Below are 23,590 nucleotides of genomic sequence, written 5' to 3' on the forward strand. Positions count from 1 at the left end.
GTCCCGGACGCCTGTGCGCGTCAGCGCGGTTACGGGCGCTGGGACGCGGGTCACGTCGGCGATCATGCCTCGCCGCCTGCCCGTTCCCTGAGCGCGAACCACAACTCCATCCGTACGTCCGGGTCGTCCAGGTCCGTCCCCAGCAACCCGGCGCAGCGCGCGATGCGTTGGCGCACGGTGTTGCGGTGCACGCCGAGCGCCACCGCCGTCCGGTCCCAACTCCCGTGCAGGGACAGCCAGGTGCGCAGCGTCTCGGTCAGCGCGGGGCTCTTGGCGACCGGCGCGAGCAGCGCCCGCGCGTGCGCCTGCGCGTCCTGCGGGGCGATCAGCGCGGTCAGCGTCGTGCGCGCGGTGTGCCTCACCAGGGGGACACGGGTCGCCGCCGCCCGCGCGAGCGCCCGTGCCGCCTGTGCGTCGGCTGCGGGCCAGTCGGCGGGGGTGACGGCGGCGCTCATCCCCAGGGTCCAGCCCGGTGGGGGGTCGGGGGTGGGGTACGGGTCCTGGTCGGCGGCCAGGAGGAGGCGGACGAGGTCGGGGGCGAGGTCCACGAGGGGGGTACCCAGGGACGACGCGAGGGTGAGGGCGGCTTCGGGGGTGGCCGAGGGGTGGTCGGGGTCGGCGGAGTGGCGGTTCGACCGGCGGGCGTGGACGACGATCCAGCGGTCGGCGCCGAGGAGGGGGGCCACCTCTGCCGGGGGTGCGCCCAGGAGGAGGCGGACGAGGGAGGTGGTGCGGGTCGTCTCCGGGGCGCTCTGGCGTTCGTCGGTGAGGAGGGTGAGGAGGACGGCGGCGACGGAGGTGATGGTGTGGTCGGCGGGGGTGCGGTGGAGGGCGGCGAGGGTCAGGGCGAAGGGGCGGCGGGGGATGGGGGTGGTACCCGGGGTACCTGCGGCGCCCTTGCCGGTGAGGCCCGTGGCGCCCGTGGTACCCAAGGCGTAGGCCGTGAGGTGTACCCCTGTGGAGGGATCCGTGTCGGTGGCCGTCGTCGAGGCGCGGGTCGTGACGAGGTGCGCGAGGTCGGCGAGCGCGGCGTCGACATCGGCTCCGGAAGCGGTGCCTGTCAGGCCCACCGGGCCCGGCACGCCCACCCCGCCTGTCAGGTCCCCCGAGCCCGCCGCACCCACCGTCCCCGCCGCCGCGACCTCCACCCCCTCCGGCCCGAACAGCACCGCCCGCCCCCCGGTCCGCTGGGCCAGCTGCCGCAGCACCGCCGGGACCGGGTCCGGCCGTGAGGCCGCCGCCGCAAGGCTCTGCTGGGCCTCCGTCACCCGGCGCAGCTCCGCGGTGCGGACCCGCTCCATCAGCTGCCACACCGCGCGGGCGACCGCCGCGAACGTCGTCTCCTCGGGTACCTCGATCAGCGGCAACCCGTACGCCTCGCAGGCGGCGACCAGGGCGCGGGGGACCGTGTCGTGGACGGGGGCGACCCCGAACCCGAGAGCTACGCCGCCCGCGGCGATCACCCTGGAGACGTAGTCGTCGAAGTACGTCCCCGAACCGGTGGCCTCCGGGATGTGCACGCCCGCCGTGAGGAGCAGCTCGCCCCCCAGGAGGTACGGGTACGGGTCGGCCATCTCGGAGGTGAGGGCGCCGTACAGGACGGTGGCCGGGTCCGCGGGGCCGGCGATCTGGCGCAGGGCGAGGTCCTCGCGGGCGAGGAGCGCGGCGAGGGGGACGGGCGGGGTGGGCGGGGTGACCGGCGGTTCGCCATGCATGTGCGTTTCCTCCATCCCGTACCGCGAGGGTGTGGGAAACGTACACTTCGCAGTCGCTTTCCGGCCACCTAATGTCGGAGTCCGTCACCCGCACGGCGACAACGAGCGCTCCCGGGCGCGCAGCCAGAGTGAGGGATTCCATGGCCGTCGACTACACCGTGATCGTCGTCTACCTGGCCGGGATGCTGGCCATGGGCTGGTGGGGCATGCGCCGCGCCCGCTCGAAGAGCGAGTTCCTGGTGGCGGGCCGCAGGCTCGGTCCCGCGATGTACTCCGGGACGATGGCGGCGATCGTCCTCGGCGGCGCGTCCACGATCGGCGGGGTAGGTCTCGGGTATCAGTACGGCCTGTCCGGCGCCTGGATGGTCTTCACCATCGGCCTCGGCCTGCTCGCCCTGAGCGTCTTCTTCTCCGCCCGGATCGCCCGCCTCAAGGTGTACACGGTCTCCGAGATGCTCGACCTCAGGTACGGGGGCGGCCGGGCCGGCGTGATCTCGGGGGTGGTCATGTGGGCCTACACCCTGATGCTGGCGGTGACCTCGACCATCGCCTACGCCACGATCTTCGACGTCCTCCTCGACATGAACCGCACCCTCGCGATCGTCCTCGGCGGCTCGATCGTCGTCGCCTACTCCACCCTCGGCGGGATGTGGTCGATCACCCTCACGGACATGGTGCAGTTCGTCGTCAAGACCATCGGCGTCCTGCTCCTGCTGCTGCCGATCGCGGTCGTCAAGGCGGGCGGATTCGGCGCCATGCGCGACGAGTTGCCGACCTCGTACTTCGACCCGCTGGGCATCGGCGGCGAGACGATCTTCACCTACGTGCTGATCTACACCTTCGGCATGCTCATCGGCCAAGACATTTGGCAGCGCGTGTTCACGGCCCGCAGCGACCGCACCGCCAAGTGGGGCGGCACGGTGGCGGGTTCGTACTGCCTCGCGTACGCGCTGGCGGGCGCCGTGATCGGTACGGCGGCCAAAGTCCTGTACCCGGACCTGAGTTCGGCGGACGACGCCTTCGCGACGATCGTGAAGGACGAACTCCCCATCGGCGTACGCGGGTTGGTGCTGGCGGCGGCCCTCGCGGCGGTCATGTCGACGTCGTCCGGCGCCCTCATCGCCTGCGCGACGGTCGCGAACAACGACATCTGGGCGCGGCTGCGGGGCACAGCGGCGGGCGCCGGGAGCGGGGACGAGGTCCGCGACAACCGGCGGTTCATCCTGGTCATGGGGATCGCGGTGATCGGTACGGCCGTCGCGATCGACAACGTGGTCGAGGCGCTGACCGTCGCCTACAACCTCCTCGTCGGCGGCCTGCTCGTCCCCATCCTCGGCGGCCTGCTGTGGAAGCGGGGCACGGTGCACGGCGCGCTCGCCTCGGTCGTGGTCGGCGGCGGCTCGGTCATCGGGCTGATGGCGACGTACGGCATTCTCGCCAACGAGCCCGTGTACTACGGACTTTCGGCCTCCCTCGTGGCCTACGTCGCCGTCTCGCTGGCGACCCCGCCGGCCGACGCGGCGGTCCTCGCCGCCTGGCGCGAGCGACTCGCCGGGCACGCACCGGAACTGACGGAACAACAGCTTCGTACGGCGACGACCTCGTCGTAGGAGATATCGGCAGAACACGCCAACAGGCGTGAGGAAGAAGGCACTTCACCATGGTCGAGCACGAGACGCCCCGCGGGCCCGTCGACTCCTCCCGCATTCCCCGCTACGCCGGACCCGCGACGTTCGCGCGGCTGCCGAGGATCGACGAGGTCGGCGGGAAGGCCGAAGTCGCGGTCGTGGGCGTGCCGTTCGACTCCGGGGTCTCGTACCGGCCGGGGGCGCGGTTCGGCGGGAACGCGATCCGGGAGGCGTCGCGGCTGCTGCGGCCGTACAACCCGGCGCAGGACGCCTCGCCGTTCGCGCTCGCGCAGGTCGCGGACGCCGGGGACATCGCGGTGAACCCGTTCGACATCAACGAGGCCGTCGAGACGGTCGAAGCCGCCGCCGACCAACTCCTGTACGGCGGAGCACGGTTGATGACGCTCGGCGGTGACCACACCATCGCGCTGCCGCTGCTGCGGGCGGTCGCCAAGCAGCACGGGCCGGTCGCGCTGCTGCACTTCGACGCCCATCTCGACACCTGGGACACGTACTTCGGGGCCGAGTACACGCACGGCACCCCGTTCCGGCGCGCGGTCGAGGAGGGCATCCTCGACACCTCGGCGCTCTCGCACGTCGGCACCCGGGGCCCGCTCTACGGCAAGCAGGACCTCACCGACGACGAGAAGATGGGCTTCGGGATCGTCACCTCCGCCGACGTCATGCGGCGCGGCGTCGACGAGGTCGCCGACCAGCTCCGGCAGCGGGTGGGGAACCGGCCGCTGTACATCTCGATCGACATCGACTGCCTCGACCCCGCGCACGCCCCTGGTACGGGTACCCCCGAGGCCGGAGGTATGACGTCCCGCGAGCTCCTTGAGATTCTGCGCGGCCTGTCCGGGTGCAACCTCGTTTCCGCCGATGTGGTAGAGGTTGCTCCGGCTTACGACCACGCCGAGATCACCTCCGTCGCCGCCTCCCACACGGCGTACGAGCTGGTCACCCTCATGTCCCGCCAGATTGCCGAGGCCCGCGCACAGTGACTCACGACCATGACCTCGTCCTCAGTCCGACGGCGGCCCAGACCGAGGCCGCGCTGAACCCGCCCGCCGGGCGGATCGGCGGGGACCTGGTCGTGGAAACCCTGTCCAGCCTGGGAGCCACGACCGTCTTCGGGCTGCCCGGTCAGCACGCGCTCGGCATGTTCGACGCGCTGCGCCGCTCCGGTCTCAGGTATGTCGGTCTCAGGGTGGAGAACAACGCGGGCTTCGCGGCCGACGCGTACGGCCGGGTCACCGGTGAGGCGGCGCCGCTGCTGCTGTCCACCGGGCCCGGCGCGCTGACCTCGCTCGCCGCGCTCCAGGAGGCGGCGGCCGCCTCGGCGCCGGTCCTGGCGATCTGTAGCCAGGTCCCGACCGCCGGACTCGGCGGCGGACGCCACGGCCACCTCCACGAACTCCCGGACCAGGCGGCCTCGTTCAGGGGTGTCGTGAAGTCCGTCCACACCGTCCGCACCCAGTCGCAGATCCCCTCGGCGCTCGCGGAGGCGTGGCGGTCGGCGCTGTCCGCGCCGCACGGGCCGGTGTGGGTGGAGATCCCGCAGGACGTGCTCCTCGCGCCGGCCGCGCTCCCCGTCGTGACCGGCGTCGACGCGACCCCGGAGGAGCCGGCCCCCCGCCCCGAACTCACCGCTGTCGCCGCCGACCTGCTCTCCCGTGCCGAACGTCCGGTGATCGTCGCGGGCGGCGGGGTGGTCCGCGCGGACGCCTCCGGCAAGCTGCGGAAACTGGCCGAGCGGCTCTCCGCGCCCGTCGTCACGACGTACGGCGGGAAGGGCGCGTTCCCCTGGAAGCACCCGCTGTCCCTGCAGTCGTGGATGGAGGACCGGCACACCACCGAACTCCTCGAAGACGCCGACGTGTTGCTCGTCCTGGGCTCCGGGCTCGGTGAACTCTCCTCCAACTACCACACGTTCAGGCCGCGCGGCCGGGTGATCCAGGTCGAGGCGGATCTCGGCAAGCTGGAGTCCAACCACCCCGCGCTCGGCATCCACGCCGACGCGCGGCTCGCGGTGCAGGCGCTCCTGGAGACCGTCACCGACCGGGTCGACGAGCAAGCGCCGGTGCGGGTACGGGAGTTGCTCGCGAAGGTGGGGGAGCGGCTCGCCGGCCAGCAACTCGACCTGGAGCAAGGGGTGTTGGCGTCCGTGCGGCGTGCGCTGCCCAAGGGGGCCGCGTCGTTCTGGGACATGACCATCCTGGGGTACTGGGCGTGGGCCGGGTTCGACGCCGGGGCACCCAACCTCATGCACTCCGCCCAGGGCGCCGGGGGGTTGGGGTACGCGTTCCCCGCCGCGCTGGGCGCTGCCGCCGCCGATCCGACGCGGCCCGTGCTCGCCGTGTCCGGGGACGGGGGCGCGCTCTACTCCATCGCCGAACTGGCCACGGCCCGGCAGTACGGGGCCGACGTCACCTGGCTCATCGTCGACGACGGCGGGTACGGGATCCTGCGGGAGTACATGACCGACGCGTTCGGCGAGGCCACCGGGACCGAGCTGGTCCGGCCCGACTTCGTGGCGCTGGCCGAGTCGTTCGGGGTGCCGGGGGTGCTGAGTTCGGTGGAGACGCTGGCCGGGGACCTCGCCAAGTCCCTTGCGGAGCCCGGGCCTTCGGTGGTGGTGCTGCCGGCGGTGCTGCGGATGTTCGCGCCGACGCACCTGTAGCCGGTTTCCGGTTCCGGTTCCGCGCGCTTCTTGCGGTTCTCCGATGTGCTTCTGATGTTTCCGGTCTCCCGGAGGAGGTTGGCTCTTTCGGGTGTTCCGCTCTGTCAGTGCGACATGTCACTCTGGGTGCACGGAGAGTTACTTTCGGCTCGCGTGGTGAGGAGAGCGGCATGGTGCAGGGTGCGGCGGGTGTCCCGGAGGCGGAGGGCGAGCGGTTGCGCCGTTCCGGCGCGTTCCTCGTCGACGAGGCGCTCGGTTTCCTCCAGCCCGCGGCCCTGCGCGCGGCGGCCGAGACGGGGGTCGCCGACCACCTCGCCGACGGCCCCCGCACCCCCGCCCAGCTCGCCGTCGCCACCGGCGCGGACGAGCGCGGGCTCTACCGCGTGCTGCGGCTCCTCGCGACCCGCGGCATCGTCGAGGAGGACACGCGCGGGGCGTTCACGCTCACCGACGCCGGGCAGGCGCTGCGCGGCGACGTGCCGGGTTCCGTGCGCAGCGCCGTACTCATGATCACCGATCGGAGCATGTGGCAGCCCGCCGGGGAGCTGGCCGGCTGTCTGACCGGTCAAGTCACCGCGTTCGACGCGATGTTCGGGATGCCGTTCTTCGACTACTTCGCGCAGGACGAGCGGACGGCCGCCGTCTTCCATGTCGGGATGGCCGCGATGTCCGACCCCGAGAACGCGGTCATCGCCGCCGCGTACGACTTCCCGGCCACCGGCACGGTCGTCGACGTCGGGGGCGGGCACGGCGGCCTCCTCCAGGAGACGCTGCGGCAGAACCCGGGCCTGGAGGGCGTGTTGTACGACCGCGCCCACGTCCTCGCGGGCCACCGGCTGGCCGGCGACAAGGACATCGCCGGGCGCTGGACCCTCGCGGACGGCGACTTCTTCGCCGCCGTACCCGCCGGCGACGTCATCATGATGAAGCGCATCACCCACGACTGGGACGACGACCGCTGCGTCACCCTGCTGAGCCACTGCCGTGACTCCCTGCGCCCCGGCGGGCGCGTCCTCGTCCTCGACGCCGTCGTCCCGCCCGGCAACGCGCCCCACCAGTCCAAGACCCTCGACCTCATGATGATGGCCTCGCTGGGGGGACGGGAGCGTACGGCGTCCGACTTCGCGGCGCTCTTCGCGGCGGCGGGGCTGCGGTTGAGCCGGGTGATTCCGACCGGGTCGGTGCTGTCGGTGGTGGAGGGGGTGGCCGCCGAGGGGTGACTCCCGCAGGTCGGTCGAACGCGGGTCAGTCGAACCAGAAGAAGAGCGTGTCCGCCGCCGAGCCCGGGCGCCAGTCGTTCAGTTCGAAGCGGAACGCCTCGGTGAAGCGGCGGACCGTGTCCTGGCAGTCGGGGTGGACGCGGTCGAGGACGGCGGTGTACGCGGTCGCCGCCTCGGCGGCCTGCCGGAGGGAGAGGGTGCCGATCCGGGGGTGGGTGTCGCCGGGGTGGGGGAGCGGGAGGGGCGGGCCGCAGAAGAGGAACGTCTCCGGGAGCAGGGCCGGCGGGATGCCGTTGCGGGCCAGGTCGTTGGAGACCGTCTGGAACCAGGACATCCGGCGCCAGCTGCCCAGGTCGGTGGTGTACGAGAAACAGGACGTCACGACCTCGTGGAAGGCGTGGGCGTACGCCGGGCCCAGGGTCCTCGACGGGGCGCCGTCGATCAGCTCCTCCAGCGCGCGGATCACCGGTACGTCGTAGTGGACCCCCTGGCTCTCAAGTCTGACGTCCAGGGCCTTGCAGCGCTCCCGCACCCTGCCGAGGTGCTCCTCCTGCTCCGGCGTCCGCTCCACCGCCGTCAGCAGTCGGACCACCTGGCGCATGTCCCCCGTACTCATCTCCAGGGCGTAGCTCACCGTCGTTCTTCCCCTCCGCTCGACCGGTCCGCCCATGATCGGCTGCCCGGGGCCGGAAGGCCAACTCCCTTGTCAGAAAAGGGAGTCGGGGTTTTCCGGCGGGGCTTTTCCGTGGCGGCCGTGGAGGCTTGCCGATCTTTGTGGCCGAGCTGTGGGGAGGGTATGCGGGCGGGGCGCCCGGCGGGCGACGCCGACGCGGGCCCTCCCCCGGGTCGGGAAAGGGCCCGCGTCGGTGGAAGCGGCTGCTACCAGATCGCCTCGACCCACTCCGGGTGGTCGATGAACGGGTTCCGGTTGTGCTGGTACGTGTCGTAGATGACCTGGTTGCGGCGCTCCTCGAAGGCGCTCGGCGGGTCCGCCTCGTTCCACGCCTTCAGCACGGACAGCTTGCCGATGTACGGGTTGCTGCCGTTGTTGACCTTCTCGTTCGGCTCCAGGTCGGCGAAGCCGTCGCCGCCGTCGTAGCGCACGGCCATGTACAGGATCATGCGGGCGACGTCGCCCTTGTCCGCGGCGCGCGGCTCGAAGGAGTCCGAATCGACCTTGCTGCCACCGCCGTTGGTGACGGAGCTGCCGCCGTTGTCGAAGTCCAGGTTCCCGCGGATGCTGTTGACCTGGACGTCCGCCGGGCGCAGGTGGTGCAGGTCGGTACCGGGGCCGGTCGCCTCGCCGAAGTCGCCGTGCGACTTGGCCCACACGTGCTCGCGGTTCCAGTCGCCGACGTCGCCGCCGTTGAGCGACTTGCTGCGCGAGACGCCGCTGTAGAGCAGGATCACGTTGCTGCTGTTGTTCGGGTCCTGGTCGGTCGCCTTGAGGGCGTCCCACACGGCGGAGTACGAGATCTTCGTCTGGCTGCTGATGATCGTGTGCAGCGAGGACTTGAGGCTCGCGCCCGTCTTGCCGACCGCGTTCTTGTAGTACGTCGCGTCGTACGCGGTCGTCGTGGCGGCGGCCGGGGTCGCCGTCATGGCTGGTGCGGTGAGGCCCACCAGGACCGCGGTCGTCGTCAGAGCCACTGACTTCCAGTGGCGGCGTGTGCTTGTCGCCGGCATGAGGAGTGTCCTGTCTACGCGTGTTGAGTGGGGGGCAACAGGGGGAGCGTGACATGGACATGAGGTCATGTAAATGAATCCGGCATGTCTGTTCGGTGTCAAGAAACGGCAAATCGGGGGTGATCTACGCGAGTTGACCACTCAAGATCGCCGTCTTGGCCGCCCAGGCCAGCACGCTCTGCCCCCGCAAGGACAGTCCGAGCCGGTTCCAGTGAAAGATCACGTGGTAGCTGAGCACCTGTCGCAGCCCGCGGTCGAGTGTGCCGTCCTGGACTGAGCGGGTGAGCGCCTGCCCTGTGTCGCGGAAGGCGGCGACCCACTCGGTGACGGGCTCCAACGGCCCTCCGGGGCGCAGCAGGACGTCACTGTCGGCGAGGAGCAGGGGGCGAATCTCCTGGGCTCGGGCGTCGAGTTGTTCCGTCGGGACGCCGCTGACGGCCGAGCGGTGTTCGTCCGTGATGACGCGGTGCCAGACGTCGCCCTGCTCGTACCACTCCAGCCCGGCCGCGCGCATCATGATCGTGCACAGGAAGACGGACAGTTCCCGGGGTCCCACGGTGAGGTCGTGGTGCCGACGTACCTGCTGGGCCTCCCGGCTGTCGACGACGAACAGGTGGTGTGCGGCCGCCATGGCGGCTTTCCCGCCGAACGCCGGGGTTTCCGGCTCGTAGATGCCGGGCCACCAGCGCTGGAGGTGGCCGTCGGAGACCAGGCGGTCCAGACCCTCCCCGACGGACAGCTTGGCGCCGGTGACGGGCTGGACGCGCAGGCGCAGGCGCCAGCAGGGGTGCTTCCGGGTGTACCACCAGCCGTCGATCGCGCCGGTGGTCTCCGCCTCGCGCAGTACGGGCAGGACGTGGGTGGTGAAGGTGGTGTCGGCGTTCGTCCAGTCGGTGAAGTACAGGTAGGTCTGCCACCAGTCGGCGGCGACCATGTGGCGGATCAGTGCTTCCCGGCCGGCCTGGTCGTAGACGACGACCGCGTCGGAGAGGACCAGGGGATCCAGCCGGTACTGGTGTGCCGCGTCGGTGATAGGCAGGCCGCCGAGGACAGCGAGGACGGCGAGGTACGTCGGGCTCGACTCGGTCGCCCGAGTCAGTTGATCAAGAGACATGCGTCCCATCCGGTGACTGGTGCCTGCTGCGAGGTGTGCGTGGACAGGGCGAGTGCCGTGCCGGCGTCGCCGGTGATCAGCCCCGGAGGGCCACCGGTCCGGGTCCGTTCGGCGAGGGTGGGACCGAGGAGCTCCGGGAGGGTGCGGAGGCGGGGGTCGAGGGTGTCGGCGGCGGCGCGGACGCTGGTCTGGTAGATGCCTGCCCAGCCGTGGCACAGGCCGGAGTCGGTGACGTGGGCGAGCTGTTCGGGGTCGGTCAGGGCGCGGTACAGGGCGTTCTCGTGGAACGCCTGGAGGTCGGGGGCGTGCAGGGCGAGTCCGGCGAGCGGTCCGGCCCGTGCGATGCCCGCGGTTCCGTAGCACCAGCTCGGCCGGGCGGGGGCCTCATGGTGGGGCCGTCCGGCGTCGAGGTCGCGGCGTGAGAGGTGCTCGGGCCACCAGGGACCGGAGGGTCTCAACTGGCACCAGGTATCGAGGTGTTCGCAGATGGTCCACATGGCCTCGCGGTGACCGGAGACGGTGATGTCGCGGCGCAGGGCTTGTGCGAGGAGGAGCAGCGGGCCGGTGATGCCGTGGGCGGCGCCGAAGTTGGCGTGGCCGCCCGGGAAATGGGGGGATGTACCTCGGGCCGGGTCGTGGCGGACCCACCAGCCCGGCAGGGCGCGGCCGTCGGGGACGAGCGGGCGGGCCAGGGCGACCAGGTACTTGAGGACTCGTGCGAGGGCGAGCCCTTCGGGGTCGGTCCGCAGGAGGTAGGCGCCGATGCCGGTGAGGCCGTGGAGGAGGTCGTACTCGGCGAACGTGGGCAGGTCGCCCTTGCGGATACGGGTGAGCGCGGCGTCCACACGGCGGTGGGCCAGGGCGGTGATGTGTTGGTGCAGGGTCTGGCGTGCCGGGTCGTACAGGTGCTGGAAGGCCGGGGGGACGGTGGTGAGGACGAAGCCGAGGGCCGGGGCGCCGAGGAAGAGGCCGGTGGTGTCGGCCGCGCTGACGTGTCCGGCGGCCGCGGCGGTGATCCATCGGTGGGCGGTGTGCCAGGAACCGCCGTGACGGGCGGCCGTCTCGATGTGCAGCAGGCTGATGCCGGCGGCGCCGTCGGCGAGGGACTGCGCTGCCCACGGCTCGTCCGGAGACGGGGGCGCGGGGTGTGCGAGACGGGCGGTGTACTGCTCCAGGCTCGCCGCGGTCATCGGGCCGTCCTGCGGTGCTGGAGGGCCGCGGTCCGTACGAGCCGGATCGTGGTCTCTTCGGTGCGCGGGTCGACGCCCAGTGCCCGGACGTGGTGCTGGTGCAGCAGCGACCGGGCGGTGCCCAACGGGTCGAGCCGGCCGGTCAGGGTGTTGCGGTAGGCGTCCACAGTGGCGGTACGTGCCTGCCACGCCTCGGTGATCGCAGGGCCGCCGGGGAGGGGTGCGAGCGCGGAGGCGCTGTGTTCCAGGGCCAGTTCGAGCGCCTGGTCGCGCAGGGCCCGGTCCAGCGGCCCCGTACTGCGGGGGAGGTTGCGTATCAGCCACTCCTCGGCCGCTGCGGTGTCCGGTGCCAGCGGGGTGACGAGGCGCAGGGCGCCGGCGGCGGCGAGGGCCTGCGGGGCGATGGCGTCGGTGCGCTCGGTGAGCTGGATCTGCGCGAGGGCGGCGGCGGAGTCCGCGGCGAACACCCGGTGCGCGGCGTCCATGGCGGCCCCGCTGCCGAAGCGCCCGGTCTGCGGCTGGTAAGGGGCCAGGACGAGTCCGGACGCCAGTCCGCTCCTGTGCAGGTCGTCCGCCCAGGTACGGAGGTGCTGGGCAGCGGCCCCGTACGCGTCCGGCGGCAGGTGCAGTGTGAGGTCGAGGTGCTGGTCGGCGTCCGGGCGGGCCATCTCCCGGTGCCGGGTGAACCACCAGAGCGGCGGGGTGTCGCCGAAGGCGGCGAGCAGGCGGGGGAGGTGGTGGCTCAGGATCTCGTCGTAGCGGCGCGGGTGGGCGTGGAGCTGTGCGTGGAGGACGTCGCCGGTGCGTTCCGGCATCGGCAGAGTGGCGGGGCGGAACTGCGGCGTATCGGTGGCGCCGGGCTGGGAGAGGCCCAGGGACAGCCAGATCTCGTGTGCGCGCCCGATCCAGCCGTGGGCGTCCGCGTCCGGGACCTCGCGCAGTTCCGTGTGCCGGGCGTTGTCGAGGTGGGCGCGCAGCAGCCGGAGGTGGACCGGGTGGGACAGGTCGAGGGGAAGGCGCTGGTCGTACTCGACGACGGCGACCCGCACAGGGACGCGCAGCCTCTCCCGCCAGGCGGTGAGAGCGCGCTCCCACTCCTTCGCCGGGGCCTTGCGGCCGGGCAACTCGTCGGCCGTGAGCAGCCATCGGGCCTGGAGGAGGACGGTACGGCGGTAGCGCACCCGGGGAAGGAACGGGAGGCGGGAGCCGACGCCGAAGTCCATGGGCTTGTAGGCGGCGTGGCGGGCGGTGGCCACTTCGGCGAGGAAGCGTGCCAGGGGCGGGGTCTGCGTTCCGCCTTCCAGGGCGTGCAGGACCCGTACATCGATATGTCGGCCGGTGGAGAGCTGTGCGAGGTGGAGGCTGCGGGGGTCCGCGGTGACGGCGATGTCGGCGATGTCGGCGAGCGGGATCGTCGTCTCGTCCGCCTCCCGGTGGCCGGACAGCTCGATGACGTACGGCAGCAGCCGCGGGGTACGGGCGACGTTCTCGTTGCGGTGACGGCGTGGCGGGAACACGAGCTGCGCGCTGAGGACGCCCGGCGCTCCGAGGTAGGTGGCGGCGAGCGCGTCCTGCTGTTCAGGGGGCAGGACGTGGGCGAACCGGCCGCCCATGCTGCTGCCGGGCCGGGGTACGGCCGTGAGCAGGACGTCGAAGGTGCCGTCGGAGAGCGCCCTGGTGCTGGGGGAGTGGACTTCGAAAGCGGCCTCCACCCGGGGCACGAACAGCCGCTCGTCGCCACCGGCGGCCTTCTCCAGGGCGTCGACCATGCCGTCCGTCAGCCGGAGTTCGTCGCGGCCGTCGAGGAGGACCCGTTGCACCAGGGCGAGCAGCAGCTCGTCGCGGTCGGTGCGCGGTTTCGGTGCCGGGCCGCGTTCGGAGCCGACGTATCCGGCGGGCAGACCCAGGCCGCTGTCCGCGACCAGGTCCATCACCGGCACCAGGGCGCCCACCCCGTACCGGGCCCGGAAGCGGCGGTGGTAGTCGCGCCAGTGCTGGTAGCCGTAGGGCTGCGGGGTGATCCGGTAGAGCGCCGACACCGCTGCTTGCACTTCCGCGACCACGGCGTGCGGGAGCTGGGTCTCGCAGTCGAGTGCGGTGTCGACGAGCAGCGGTGTCGGGGTGACCGTGGTGAAGGTATGCATCCGCGAGACGAGGGCGCTCACGCTCGTGTCGGAGAGCGCCGGCTGATGGGCGGACACGTCGTCGCGCAGCGCGTACAGCGCGTGGACCAGGTCCCGTACCTCAGGGACGTGGTCCGCCTGGTGCCGCTCCAGTTCGCGGCACAGGTGCCGGAAGGCGTCCACCGTGGTCATCGGAGCCCACAGGCTGGTGATCAGGAACCGCTGCTCGACCAAGTCGGTGAGCACCGTGTCGACTTGATGCGCGGAGGCGTTCGGGAAGCGCTCGCGGAGGCGGTTGTGGAGGTCTCCGTACGCGATGGGGGTGCGGGCCGCGTCCATGGCGGCGGCCACCGACCGGGTGTTGCGTACGGATGTCTCGACCGGGGCCAGGAGGACGGCGTGGCCGTCGGAGGGCGGGCCCGGCGCCACGAGCCGGTCGCCGCGGACGCGGGCGGCGTTGTTCGCGACGATCGGAAGCCGCTCCCGTAACGCGGGGGTGCGCTGGAGCCGGAGGACGATGTCGGTGACCCACTCGGCGTCCGGCCGGATCGTCACGCGGTGCTTCTCGCGCCACCGCGAGGTCGCCGAGGGCCCGACGGAGACCGGCGCGGTGCCGGCGAACAGGCCGAGCGGGATCGGGCGGTGCTGCCATCGCAGGAGGTAGGAGGCCGTCGACAGTGCGGTACGGCGGACGTGACGGGGATCGGTCCGCTGTCCCTGGACGGCCGTCTCGATGGCGTGGGACAGGGTGGGGGTGGCCAGTTCCAGCGCGCTGCGGAAGTCCTCGCGCTGCCAGACGCGGGTCAGCCAGCCGCGGGTGACGGTCACGTCGTCCAGGTCGAGGGTTCGGGGGATGTCTGCCGGCCCGGGGCTGGTGGTGGCGCGCAGCAGCGCAACGCCCTGCCACCGGTAGTCGGCTGCTCGGGATGCCATGGGGACCCTTCTGTGAGAGAGGGGGGAGGGACCCAGGGGGCCGGACAGAGAGCTTCGCCCGGCCCACCGGTGAGGTCAGGCCGGGTCCTCCACGAACGAAGTACAGGCCGAGGCGCCGGTTGCGCAGGTGCTGCCGCAGCCGTCGCCCGTGGAGCACATGAGCTTGCCGTGCGGGTGCTCGGCGATGACGACCCTCACGTCCAGGGGAGCGAAGTCGTCGTCCGGGTCCGCCAGTTGGGCAGGCGGGGCCAGGGTGGCGCTCGTCATGATGTGCTGCCTTCCTCTTGATCGGATGGTGCGGGAGTACCTGGCCCAGGTGTCACGCCGGCGGCCAGGAGAGCGAGATCCGGCTGTGCACCTTGTCGATCACCTGGTCGGCCTGGATCCGGTCGTCGGGGGTGCCGTCCGGATGGACCCGGACGACCGGGCTCGGGCCGCCGCGACGGTTGGCCGCCCAGTCGCGGAGCACGTCGGCGATCCTGTCGGCGAACTGCTTCGCGTGCGGGCCGAGCGCGTGCACGCCGTACTCGGCGTGCCGGGCGTCCTCGGTGCGGCGGGTGACGAGGTAGGCGAAGGTGTCGTCCTCGACGGCGGCCAGGGCGAACCGCTTGTTCACAGGCGCGACCAGACCCGTGTCCAGGTTCTCGTCGACGGCCATCGTGCAGAAGCCCGGAAGGCCGATCGCCATCGCCATCTGGAGGGTGTCGAGGAGTTCCCGGAGGCCGACGGTGACGCCGGTCCACAGTTCGTGGCGCGGCGCCGTGACGGCGTTGTCGAGGCGGTGCGGGTCGGCCGGCAGGCCGTCGTCGAACTTCAGGCCGATCTCCGGCGTGCCGTTGACCAACAGCAACTCCTCCTGGTGAGCGGTCGACCCCTGCATCGGGACGAAGCCGCAGATCAGCGCAGACTCGCTCTCCAGGTGACTGCCGTGCTCGCCGACCACCTGCGTGAAGGCGATCGAACGGGTCAGGCCGCGCATCCGCAGCGGCACCACGAGCCGGCCGCCCGGCTTGAGCTGCGAGATCCAGGCCGGGGGGATGTCCCAGGCCCCGACGGTCACCAGGATGACGTCGAACCCGCCGAGGCCGGGGGTGATCGGCTCGGCCGCGTCCGCGGTGACGACCTGCACTGTGTCGTAGCCGTGCGCGGCCAGCAGGCGCGCGGCGCGCTCGGTCACGGCGGGGTCGATGTCCACGGTGACGACATGGCCGTCCTCACCGACGAGTTCGGCGAGGTAGGCCGCGTTGAGCCCGCCCGAACCGATCTCCAGCACACTCATACCGGGCTTCACCTGAGCCTGCTCCAGCATCATGGCCTGGATCTGCGGGGCGGAGACGGAGCTGAGCTGCACGCCGTACCGGTCCACCTTGGTGATCACCGCCGCGTACGTGTCGTACGCCTTGTCCAGCGGGGCGTCGGGGGTGAACTCGTGGCGTGGCACTTTACGCATCGCGGCTTCGATCTCGGGGGAGGAGATCGTGCCGTCCGCGCGCAGGTGGTCCACCACCTGGTTCCGCAGGCGGGTTGCCTCGCCGGGTTCGGCGGTCGTGTCGGTCATGAAGTTCCTTCGGTCTGTTGGCTGTTGACTTGAGGACCGGCGCAGAACCGCGCCGTAGGGGTGCGTTTTCAGATCGGCGTCCGCGCTGGCACCAGGGCGAGGACAGGAGCGGTCACGACCGCCACGTACACGAGCAGACCGGTGACCGACTTCATGCCGGGGCCCGTGCCGTTCGGGCCTCGATCTCCAGGCGGGCGAGGTCGATCGGCTCGACCCCATGGAGGGAGACGGCCTCGCGGAAGGCATAGATCCAGCGCAGACGCCGCTCGTCCGCGTACGGCACCTCGACCAGATCGGACGGGTCACTGATCAGGTCGGGGGCGCCCGGATGGATGAGGGCCCCGACGACGCCCCAGGACGGGGCCCGGTCCACCGAGGGCTGCGGTCCAGCTCCGGCGCAGGTGGGGGCACTGCTCGATGGCCTGGAGGGCGCAGGTCTCGTGCACGGGCGGCACGATGACCCGCTCTCCCTCCAGCACGGGGGAGTCATCGCCACGGGCGACGAAGACGAACAGGTGCCGTTCGTCCGCGCGGGTGCCGACGGTCGTGGTCCCGCACACCTGGCACAGCATGTGCGTCATCGCCTGCCGCTGGCGCAGGCCCGCGAAGTCCGGCTCGCCGCGCCCTCGTGCCACCGACATCCGCACTCACAGGACACCGTTGCGCCGGTCCGAGGGGCGCTCGTCCGCGTAGCCGAGCCGCTCCTCGGACTCCTCGTTGACGTGCCGGACGAACCTGCCGGGCACCGTCTGCTCATGGCTCCAGGGAGTCACCCAAGGCACCGGCATACCCCGCCAGAGCAGTCGGGCGGGCGTCACAACGAACCCCCGGAGGCGATTCCCCAGACCAGGGCGACGATCAGGGTGACCAGTACGGAGAGGTACGCGACTCCGAGGAGCCGACGGCGCCGGGTCTCGTTGGGGCGGGCGTGGATCGGCCTGGTCATCGTGCCTCCAGCATGGCCAACGCGGCGGTGAGCTTCTCGCGGTGGTGGGCGAGAGCGCTGACCGAGAGCGCGAGGTCACCGACTCGCTCCGACTCACCCCTCAAACCCGGGGCTTTCGGGCGGTCCATCCGCATACGGGCGGTCCTGACGGCGGCAAGCGCGGTCTCCGCCTCGGCGTCGCCAGGGTCCAAGCGCTCAGCCATCTCCTTGGACTCCGGCACCAACTGCGCGAGGCAGGCAGTGAACTGCTCGCCGAACTCGGCCACTTCGCCGTGCCGCAGCAGCGTGCTCTGCGTGCCGTACCACTCGGCAGCGGCGCAGATCGAGGTGAGCGACGGCTGCGCGTCCGCCCTGCTCGCCTGTTTGGTGATCGTGCCGTGCCGGTTCACTTCGTAGGCAGGCGTGATCGAGCCAGCGGGCCGAGGAGCCCCTTGAGGGGCGATACGGTTCGCCATGTTGACGCTCCTTTGCAGCGTTGGCCGTGCCCCGGGGCCGCCGCGAACGGTCGCCGGGGTTTCGCGGCAGCGGCCTATTCGGGCCCGTGCGAGGCGACGCTGTCTCCGAGCGCCGCCGCCAGGGCAGCGGGGTCGGTGAGCCAGCCGTCCTCTCCGGGGCAGATCAACCAGTGCGCGCCGGGTCCGTCCGTACGGCGCTCCGCCGGGATCGCCATCACAGATCCCCTGCCGAGAATGCGCATGGCGGCGAGGCCGAGCGGGTGGGGTACGCGGATGGCATCCCACGTATGCCCTGCGTCGTACAGGGCGCACTCCTCAGCGGACAGTAACGGCGGCGTCGACACGAGTGGCTCCTTGGCGGCCTGGAATCTGGCGTGTCTCAGCCTGGCCTTGCAGAACGGCACTTCCGAGGACTTCCGAGGGACTTTTCCAGGGCGTAAAGAGGACTTCTGTTAACTCGCAAGGGGAATGGCTAGTCGTCAACAGGGCTTTGAGGGACACTCTCTGCAGGGCTCGATGTGGAGGTGGAGCAGTGGCACGGCCCTCAGGTAACACCCGTCTCAAGGCAGCCAGGACGGCGGCTGGGTTCAACTCCCAGCAGGCCCTTGCCGATGCCCTCCAGGTGGGGGTCCGTCAGGTCCGCCGATGGGAATCCGAATCACCGCCGTGGCCCCAACCCGAGGTGGCCCAGGCTCTCATTCGCCTGCTCGGCCAGGACCTGGAATCGCTCGGCTTCACCCCGCCTGGCGGTCTCCCTGCGAAGTCTCGTCGCCACATCAGCACGCTCGCCGAGACCCCAGGAGTCGGCCTGCCGTCCGTTCCCACTCAGGCTGTGGCCATGCAGCCCGCGACTGTCGCCGCGGACTATGAGGCGATCACCCGGTCTCACCGCCGCCTGTACTGGTCCGTCGCCCCCGCCACTCTCCACCCCGCCGCCATCGCGCACGCCTCCCTCGGCTGTGCCCTGCTTCCCGAGACTGCTGGGCAGACCAGGCAACGCGTAGCGGCGGCGCTCGCGGAGACGTATCTCCTTGCGGGCAGGATCGAGTTTTTCGACCTCCGCGACGCCGGCCGCTCCCAGCAGACTCTTCTCCGTGCGCTCCAGGCAGCAGGCGAGGCGGACGATCCTCTACTCGGTGCTGCGGTCCTTGCGCACACTGCGTTCGCTCCAGCCTGGGCGGGGGACCGGGAGGCGGCGGTGGAAAGGATGGTGGCCGCACGCACCTACGCCCGCCGGAGTCCGGCGTCTGCCGAACTGCTCGCGTGGCTGGATGCGGTGGAGGCGGAGTGCGAAACGCGCTGCGGGAACACGCGGACCGCGCTGCACCTGATCGGCCATGCCGAGGACGTGCTCGCTCACGGCTCCGAACACAAGACGCCTGAGTGGATGGACTGGTTCAGCCCGGTCCGTCTTGCCGCTTTCAAAGGCAACACCCAGCTCAAGGCCAACCACCTGCCCCAAGCAAGGGCCACTCTCCTCGGAGTCCTCGACTCCCTGGAGCCTGAGGAGAAGCAGATCGCGGTCGTGCTCGGCGACCTCGCCGCTGTCGAGGCCGCGGCCGGCGACCCCGAGGCAGCGTGCGCGTATGCGGTCCGTGCTCTCGACCAACTGGAGCGGACCTGGTACGCGATGGGCATGGATCGGATTCGGGAGGTGCGGCGGACTCTGGCGCCGCACCAGCACGAGCGGTGCGTGCGCGAGTTGGACGACCGGCTGTATGGGTGGTCGACGACGGTCAGTGCCCTCGCGCGTTGAACTCCCGCACCAGACCGGAGAGTTCGAGGAGGCTTTCGATGCGGAACGTCGGGAGTTTCCCGGCTTCCTCGGTGTTCCATTGAATCGTCGCCCACGGGCCTCGGCGGATGAGGGCGGTGTGCATGCCTACGGCGACGGCAGGCCGGATGTCGTTGTCGACACGGTCGCCGACGTACAGCATCTCGTCCGCTTCGGCGGGGACAACTTCGGCGACGCGGTGGAAGAACGCCTGGTCGGGCTTGCTGGCGCCCCAGTCGTCCGAGGTGCCGATCAGGTCGACGTCGGCACTGAACAGCTCGCGCAGGATGCCACCCGCACGGACCGTCTGATTGCCGGCGATCCCGACCCACAGTCCGTCCGCGCGGAGAGCGGCGAAGGTGTCACGGACGTCGGGGTACAGGTCCGTCTCTCCGAAGTGCTCGGGCTTCCCGGCCTCGGCCCTGCGCCCGCGCTCGATGTACAGGTCGAAGCCAGGCCGGAACTCCTGAAACACCTCTCTGTAGTCACGGCCTTGGGCGATGACAGCGCCGAACATGGAGTGGAAGGTATGACGTGGGATACCGAGCCAGTCGGCCCAAGTGCCGTACTCGGTGGTCTCGTCCACCAGGCACTCACCGACGTCGAAGATCACAGCGCGAATCATGGGTTTCATCATGCCTGGGTGCCTGGGCATGACAGAAGAGCCCCTTCCGCTCGCAGGCGAAGGGGCGGTGGGGGCGAGCGAACGTCACCGAGCGACTCTGACGATCGATCGCGGCAGACCTCGGGACGCATTGGACAGGATGAGGTCTGTGAACTTCAGGCCGTTACGCGGGCATTGATGACGCGTACGCCGGTCCGGCGGACGGCGGTGAGGGCCGGGCGGACGTCGTCGTACAGGTCGGACTCGTCCAACTGCTCCCCGCGGCCGGCCTCTGTGTGTTTCCGGTACTCGGCCACTAGGCCGGCTTCGGGACGGATGAGCCGCAACGCGTCGGAGTTGTCACGGCCTTGGGCCACTACGGCTCCGCCGAGCGCGGAGACCGTGTGGCGAGGTACGCCGAACCAGTCGGCCCAGGCTCCCCAGTAGCGGTCGTCTCGCGCGATGGTCTCACCCACGTCCAGCACGATGGTGTCGATCACCTTCGTGAGCTTATGGGGTATGACGGAAGCGGCCCCCGACCCGGTGGGGTCGAGGGCCGCGTAGGGGAGGGTCAGGTCACGTCCGAGGGGTCCAGGCGGTAGATCGTCGAGGTGTTCGACGTGGACGACGACTCACTGCCGGACTCTGTCGTTGCCGAACCCGTCGTAGCCGTCGAACTCGTCGACGTCGACGCGCTCTTGCTGTACTCGCTCTCCTTCACCGCCGTCGCGTTCTTCTGCACCCACGCCGTGACCTCGGAGCTGACGTTCGAGCCGCCGCCGGGGCCGCCGCCCATGCCGTTGCCGCCGATCTGGATGTAGTGCAGCTCGCCCTTCTTGACCAGTTCCTTCAGCCTGGCGAGGGTCATCGCCTTGTCGCTGCCGGACCAGCCCCACATGGAGATCACCGGCTGGCCGCTGCTGAGGATCAGCTGTGCCGCGCTCTGTGAACTCGACACCGCGAGCAGCCACTTGGCGCCGTCCTGGTGCTTCTTCAGGTAGGTGATCAGCTCGCTGTTCGCGCCGCCCATGCCCATGCCGCCGCCACCCATGCCGCCCCCGCCGGGGGTGGCGCCGGTGGTGTTGCCGGGGCCGCCCTGGGTGCCGGAGCCGGCGTTGCCCTCGGTGGTGCCGGTGCCGCTGGGCGGCGTACCCATCTCGCCGGTTCCGCCGGGGAGTTGGGCCGTCTCGCCGGTGCCGCCGGGGGCCTGGCCGTTCTGGCCGGAGCCGGGCCGGCCGTTCTGGGCGGACCCGTTCTGACCGGTCCCGTTCTGCCCCGTGCCGTCCTGGGCGCCGCCGGGAATCCCGCCGTTCCCTCCGCCGGGTGTCATACCGTCACCCTGTTGACCGCGCTGGCCCTGGCCGCCGGGGAAGCCGCCTTGTCCACCCCTCATACCGCCGCCCCCACCGGGACCCCCGCCGAACCCGCCGTTCCCCGTGGTCGGACCGGCCGTGGGGTTGGTACCCCCCATACCTCCGCCGGACCCCGACGGCACCGACCAGGCGTACGCCGCGGGTCCCGCCACCGACGCGACGACCGCCGCGGCGACGGACGCCGCCAGCAGCCGTACCCGGTTCCCGGAGCGGAAGACGATCAGCCCGACGACGGCCGCGGCCATCAGCACACCGACCGTCGGCCACAGCCAGGTGTTCCAGCCGGAGGCCCGCCGCAGCAGTACGACGGACCAGAGGGCCGTCGCCGCGAGGGCCACCGGCAGCACCCACACCCACCGCTTGTCCGTACGGAACGCGCGCAGCAGCATCGCGCCGCCGCCCCCGCACAGCGCCGCGATCCCGGGCGCCATGGCGGTCGTGTAGTACGGGTGCATCGTGCCCTCGGCCATGGAGAACGTGAGGAAGTGCAGGCCCAGCCAGCCGCCCCAGACGAGGACGGCGGCCCGGGTGAGGTCGGTGCGCGGCGCGCGGCCGCACAGGACGACGGCGCCGGCGAAGGCGATCGCCGCGAAGGGGAGCAGCCAGGAGATCTGTCCGCCGAGGACGTCGTTGAACATCCGGCCGATCCCCGCGGTGCCGGAGAAGCCGCCGCCTCCACCGCCGCCCCCGCCTCCGCCGCCCATGTTGCCGTCGCCGCCGAAGACCCGGCCGAGGCCGTTGTAGCCCATGATCAGGTTCCAGGCGGTGCCGTCCGTCGAACCTCCGATGTAGGGCCGGTCGTCCTCAGGTACGAGGGAGACCGCGGCGGCCCACCAGAAGGAGGAAACCGCGAGTACTACACCCGCGAGCAGCAGGTTGACGATCCGCTTCACCAGCCCGGGCTTCGCCGCGTAGAGGTAGACCGCGAAGACGGCCGGCAGCGCGATGTAGCCCTGGAGCATCTTCGTGTTGAAGGCGAGCCCGAAGCACGCGGCCGAACCGAGCAGCGGCAGCACCCTGCCGTTGTGGACGGCGCGCAGCGCGAGGGCCGCGCCGCCCGCCATCAGGAACACCAGCAGCGTGTCGGGGTTGTTGTCGCGGTTGATGGCGACGGTGATCGGGGTCAGCGCGAGGACCAGCGCGGCGACGGCCGCCGCGCCGTGCCCCCACACCCGCTTCACGGACGCGTGCAGGATCCAGATCGTGCCCAGCGCCACCAGGACCATCGGCAGCATCATCTGCCAGGTGCCGAAGCCGAAGACGCGGCAGGACAGGCCCATCACCATCAGCGCGAACGGCGGCTTGTCGACGGTCAGGAAGTTCCCGGCGTCCAACGAGCCGAAGAACCACGCCTTCCAGCTCTCCGTACCGCTCAACACGGCAGCGCTGTAGAAGCTGTTGAGGCTCGAACCGGCGAGGTTCCAGGAGTAGAGGACCGCCGCCAGGACCAGGATCGCGAGCAGCGCGGGCAGCGACCAGCGCGGCGCTTTCCCGGGTCCGGCGTCCGCGGTCGGCTCGGGCGGCGGCCGGTCCGGGGAGACGGGCGCGGTCGTGTGGGGGTGGGGATCGGTGGCAGATGTCACCCGAGCATGGTGCGAAGCCCAAGTTGGCGGCCGCTGTGCCGAAGCTGGCCGTCACCTGTGAAAGCGCACCGGGCGGAGTAACGCGTTGTGCAACCTTTGCCCAACCGTGCTGAGGACCCGTACAACCATTCCATCGAACCCATGAGTCAACTCAGGTATGACTCCATCTACTTCGAGACGTGCTAGAGCGGCGGCCGTCGCCGCCCTCGGCACCGGCCTGCTCATAACCGCCGCCGTCCCGGCCTCGGCCGCCGCGCCCGCCGTGACCTGTACGTCGTCCAAGGCGGCCCTCGCCACCAAACTCAAGAAGGACATCACCGCGGCGCTCGCCTCCCGCAAGGGCACGGTCGCCGTCGGCGTCTACGACCGTACGACCAACACGAACTGCACCCTGCGGGCGTCCTCGGCGTACGACTCGGCCAGCGTCGTCAAGGTGACCGTCCTGTCGACGCTCCTGTGGGACGCGCAGAAGTCGAAGCGCTCCCTCACCGCCCGCGAGAAGTCCCTCGCGACCGCGATGATCACCAAGTCGGACAACGCCTCCACGAGCACCCTGTGGAAGCAGCTCGGCGTCACCAAGGTGAAGAACTTCCTCAAGGCCGCCGCGATGACCCAGACGAAGCCGGGCGCGAACGGCTACTGGGGCCTCACCCAGATCACGGTCACCGACGAGCAGAAGCTCCTCAAGCTGCTGCACGCGAAGAACGCCGTCCTCACCGACGGCTCGCGCTCGTACGTCAACGGCCTGATGAGCAAGGTGGTTTCGTCCCAGCGCTGGGGAACTCCCTACGGCGCTCCGGCCGGTGTCGCCGTCCGGGTCAAGAACGGCTGGCTCCAGCGGGCCACCAACGGCTGGCGCGTGCACAGCGTCGGCACGTTCACCGGCGGCGGGCACGACTACACGATCACCGTCCTCACGCACGGCAACAGCACCATGAACTACGGGATCGCGACGATCCAGGGTGTCGCCAAGGTCGTCCACGCGGACCTCAAGGCGTCCTGAGC

General features: G+C 71.0%; 20 protein-coding genes and 1 pseudogene. 6 read left to right on the forward strand and 15 right to left on the reverse strand.

Features of this window, described 5'->3' with window-relative positions:
* Positions 1-62: 62 nt before the first annotated feature.
* Positions 63-1,715, reverse strand: a complete 1,653-nt coding sequence (locus ACLZOT_RS45845; RefSeq protein WP_416975214.1) for a PucR family transcriptional regulator — start codon at positions 1,713-1,715, stop codon at positions 63-65.
* Positions 1,716-1,855: 140 nt separating this feature from the next.
* Between ACLZOT_RS45845 and ACLZOT_RS45850 the strand changes: the two genes are divergently transcribed.
* The 4 genes from ACLZOT_RS45850 to ACLZOT_RS45865 all read left to right on the forward strand — a co-directional run bounded on the left by ACLZOT_RS45850 (position 1,856) and on the right by ACLZOT_RS45865 (position 7,246).
* The gene (locus ACLZOT_RS45850) at positions 1,856-3,325 is read left to right on the forward strand and encodes a sodium:solute symporter (RefSeq protein ID WP_416975215.1); all 1,470 of its coding nucleotides are present in this window, start codon (positions 1,856-1,858) and stop codon (positions 3,323-3,325) included.
* Between the two features lie 50 nt (positions 3,326-3,375).
* Positions 3,376-4,347: an agmatinase gene (speB, locus tag ACLZOT_RS45855; protein WP_416975216.1), complete on the forward strand. Its 972-nt coding sequence runs from the start codon at positions 3,376-3,378 to the stop codon at positions 4,345-4,347.
* Entirely contained in the window at positions 4,344-6,026 is a 1,683-nt protein-coding gene (locus ACLZOT_RS45860) for a thiamine pyrophosphate-binding protein (protein WP_416975217.1), read from the forward strand. The genes speB and ACLZOT_RS45860 overlap by 4 nt, the downstream gene beginning before the upstream one ends.
* Positions 6,027-6,196: 170 nt before the next feature.
* On the forward strand, positions 6,197-7,246 hold the full coding sequence (locus ACLZOT_RS45865) for a methyltransferase (protein WP_416975218.1): 1,050 nt from the start codon (positions 6,197-6,199) through the stop codon (positions 7,244-7,246).
* A 25-nt stretch (positions 7,247-7,271) separates the two neighbouring features.
* Here ACLZOT_RS45865 and ACLZOT_RS45870 read toward each other — a convergent pair whose 3' ends face one another.
* From ACLZOT_RS45870 to ACLZOT_RS45920, 11 genes are all read right to left on the reverse strand, one after another.
* Complete coding sequence (locus ACLZOT_RS45870; protein WP_416975219.1) at positions 7,272-7,880, reverse strand: hypothetical protein; 609 nt, start codon at positions 7,878-7,880, stop codon at positions 7,272-7,274.
* A gap of 245 nt (positions 7,881-8,125) precedes the next feature.
* Positions 8,126-8,932 carry an endonuclease I family protein gene (locus ACLZOT_RS45875; protein ID WP_416975220.1) on the reverse strand — a complete coding sequence of 269 codons (807 nt, stop codon included), beginning with the start codon at positions 8,930-8,932 and terminating at the stop codon, positions 8,126-8,128.
* Between the two features lie 124 nt (positions 8,933-9,056).
* Complete coding sequence (locus tag ACLZOT_RS45880) at positions 9,057-10,046, reverse strand: thiopeptide-type bacteriocin biosynthesis protein (protein WP_416975221.1); 990 nt, start codon at positions 10,044-10,046, stop codon at positions 9,057-9,059.
* Complete coding sequence (locus ACLZOT_RS45885) at positions 10,028-11,236, reverse strand: lanthionine synthetase C family protein (protein ID WP_416975222.1); 1,209 nt, start codon at positions 11,234-11,236, stop codon at positions 10,028-10,030. The genes ACLZOT_RS45880 and ACLZOT_RS45885 overlap by 19 nt, the downstream gene beginning before the upstream one ends.
* Positions 11,233-14,292, reverse strand: coding sequence for a lantibiotic dehydratase (locus tag ACLZOT_RS45890; RefSeq protein WP_416975223.1), 3,060 nt, complete (start codon positions 14,290-14,292; stop codon positions 11,233-11,235). The genes ACLZOT_RS45885 and ACLZOT_RS45890 overlap by 4 nt, the downstream gene beginning before the upstream one ends.
* A gap of 75 nt (positions 14,293-14,367) precedes the next feature.
* Complete coding sequence (locus ACLZOT_RS45895; RefSeq protein ID WP_416975224.1) at positions 14,368-14,559, reverse strand: FxLD family lanthipeptide; 192 nt, start codon at positions 14,557-14,559, stop codon at positions 14,368-14,370.
* 52 nt (positions 14,560-14,611) lie between these two features.
* Positions 14,612-15,850 (reverse strand): methyltransferase, FxLD system, encoded by a 1,239-nt coding sequence (gene fxlM / locus ACLZOT_RS45900; RefSeq protein ID WP_416975225.1) that lies wholly within the window; start codon positions 15,848-15,850, stop codon positions 14,612-14,614.
* A gap of 151 nt (positions 15,851-16,001) precedes the next feature.
* Positions 16,002-16,223 carry a hypothetical protein gene (locus ACLZOT_RS45905; protein ID WP_416975226.1) on the reverse strand — a complete coding sequence of 74 codons (222 nt, stop codon included), beginning with the start codon at positions 16,221-16,223 and terminating at the stop codon, positions 16,002-16,004.
* 441 nt (positions 16,224-16,664) lie between these two features.
* Positions 16,665-16,796, reverse strand: a complete 132-nt coding sequence (locus ACLZOT_RS45910) for a hypothetical protein (RefSeq protein WP_416975227.1) — start codon at positions 16,794-16,796, stop codon at positions 16,665-16,667.
* Complete coding sequence (locus tag ACLZOT_RS45915; protein WP_416975228.1) at positions 16,793-17,251, reverse strand: DUF6415 family natural product biosynthesis protein; 459 nt, start codon at positions 17,249-17,251, stop codon at positions 16,793-16,795. Before ACLZOT_RS45915 ends, ACLZOT_RS45910 begins: the two co-directional genes overlap by 4 nt.
* 74 nt (positions 17,252-17,325) lie before the next feature.
* The gene (locus ACLZOT_RS45920) at positions 17,326-17,595 is read right to left on the reverse strand and encodes a hypothetical protein (protein WP_416975229.1); all 270 of its coding nucleotides are present in this window, start codon (positions 17,593-17,595) and stop codon (positions 17,326-17,328) included.
* 188 nt (positions 17,596-17,783) lie between these two features.
* On the opposite strand from ACLZOT_RS45920, the gene ACLZOT_RS45925 reads away from it, so the two are divergent.
* Complete coding sequence (locus ACLZOT_RS45925; RefSeq protein ID WP_416975230.1) at positions 17,784-19,007, forward strand: helix-turn-helix transcriptional regulator; 1,224 nt, start codon at positions 17,784-17,786, stop codon at positions 19,005-19,007.
* Here the strand turns inward: ACLZOT_RS45925 and ACLZOT_RS45930 are convergent.
* The 3 genes and pseudogenes from ACLZOT_RS45930 to ACLZOT_RS45940 all read right to left on the reverse strand — a co-directional run bounded on the left by ACLZOT_RS45930 (position 18,988) and on the right by ACLZOT_RS45940 (position 22,585).
* The gene (locus ACLZOT_RS45930; protein ID WP_416975231.1) at positions 18,988-19,650 is read right to left on the reverse strand and encodes an HAD family hydrolase; all 663 of its coding nucleotides are present in this window, start codon (positions 19,648-19,650) and stop codon (positions 18,988-18,990) included. The two genes, ACLZOT_RS45925 and ACLZOT_RS45930, sit on opposite strands and share 20 nt — an antisense overlap.
* Positions 19,651-19,820: 170 nt before the next feature.
* Positions 19,821-20,129 (reverse strand): annotated as a pseudogene (locus ACLZOT_RS45935) (HAD family hydrolase); the annotation flags it as partial.
* A gap of 71 nt (positions 20,130-20,200) precedes the next feature.
* The gene (locus tag ACLZOT_RS45940) at positions 20,201-22,585 is read right to left on the reverse strand and encodes a glycosyltransferase family 39 protein (protein ID WP_416975232.1); all 2,385 of its coding nucleotides are present in this window, start codon (positions 22,583-22,585) and stop codon (positions 20,201-20,203) included.
* Between the two features lie 157 nt (positions 22,586-22,742).
* Here ACLZOT_RS45940 and ACLZOT_RS45945 point away from each other — a divergent pair, with 157 nt between their 5' ends.
* Positions 22,743-23,588 (forward strand): serine hydrolase, encoded by an 846-nt coding sequence (locus ACLZOT_RS45945; protein WP_416975233.1) that lies wholly within the window; start codon positions 22,743-22,745, stop codon positions 23,586-23,588.
* The last annotated feature ends 2 nt before the right edge of the window (positions 23,589-23,590 follow it).

The organism is Streptomyces sp. 4F14 (assembly GCF_048159485.1).
GTDB lineage: Bacteria > Actinomycetota > Actinomycetes > Streptomycetales > Streptomycetaceae > Streptomyces.

Bases quoted from the DNA above. Each gene is read 5' to 3' on its own strand.
- ACLZOT_RS45930 (WP_416975231.1), bottom strand. From the start codon at position 19,650: ATGATTCGCGCTGTGATCTTCGACGTCGGTGAGTGCCTGGTGGACGAG.
- ACLZOT_RS45890 (WP_416975223.1), bottom strand. From the start codon at position 14,292: ATGGCATCCCGAGCAGCCGACTACCGGTGGCAGGGCGTTGCGCTGCTG.
- ACLZOT_RS45850 (WP_416975215.1), top strand. From the start codon at position 1,856: ATGGCCGTCGACTACACCGTGATCGTCGTCTACCTGGCCGGGATGCTG.
- ACLZOT_RS45915 (WP_416975228.1), bottom strand. From the start codon at position 17,251: ATGGCGAACCGTATCGCCCCTCAAGGGGCTCCTCGGCCCGCTGGCTCG.
- speB (WP_416975216.1), top strand. From the start codon at position 3,376: ATGGTCGAGCACGAGACGCCCCGCGGGCCCGTCGACTCCTCCCGCATT.
- ACLZOT_RS45895 (WP_416975224.1), bottom strand. From the start codon at position 14,559: ATGACGAGCGCCACCCTGGCCCCGCCTGCCCAACTGGCGGACCCGGAC.
- fxlM (WP_416975225.1), bottom strand. From the start codon at position 15,850: ATGACCGACACGACCGCCGAACCCGGCGAGGCAACCCGCCTGCGGAAC.
- ACLZOT_RS45845 (WP_416975214.1), bottom strand. From the start codon at position 1,715: ATGCATGGCGAACCGCCGGTCACCCCGCCCACCCCGCCCGTCCCCCTC.
- ACLZOT_RS45865 (WP_416975218.1), top strand. From the start codon at position 6,197: ATGGTGCAGGGTGCGGCGGGTGTCCCGGAGGCGGAGGGCGAGCGGTTG.
- ACLZOT_RS45910 (WP_416975227.1), bottom strand. From the start codon at position 16,796: ATGACCAGGCCGATCCACGCCCGCCCCAACGAGACCCGGCGCCGTCGG.
- ACLZOT_RS45945 (WP_416975233.1), top strand. From the start codon at position 22,743: ATGACTCCATCTACTTCGAGACGTGCTAGAGCGGCGGCCGTCGCCGCC.
- ACLZOT_RS45885 (WP_416975222.1), bottom strand. From the start codon at position 11,236: ATGACCGCGGCGAGCCTGGAGCAGTACACCGCCCGTCTCGCACACCCC.
- ACLZOT_RS45880 (WP_416975221.1), bottom strand. From the start codon at position 10,046: ATGTCTCTTGATCAACTGACTCGGGCGACCGAGTCGAGCCCGACGTAC.
- ACLZOT_RS45875 (WP_416975220.1), bottom strand. From the start codon at position 8,932: ATGCCGGCGACAAGCACACGCCGCCACTGGAAGTCAGTGGCTCTGACG.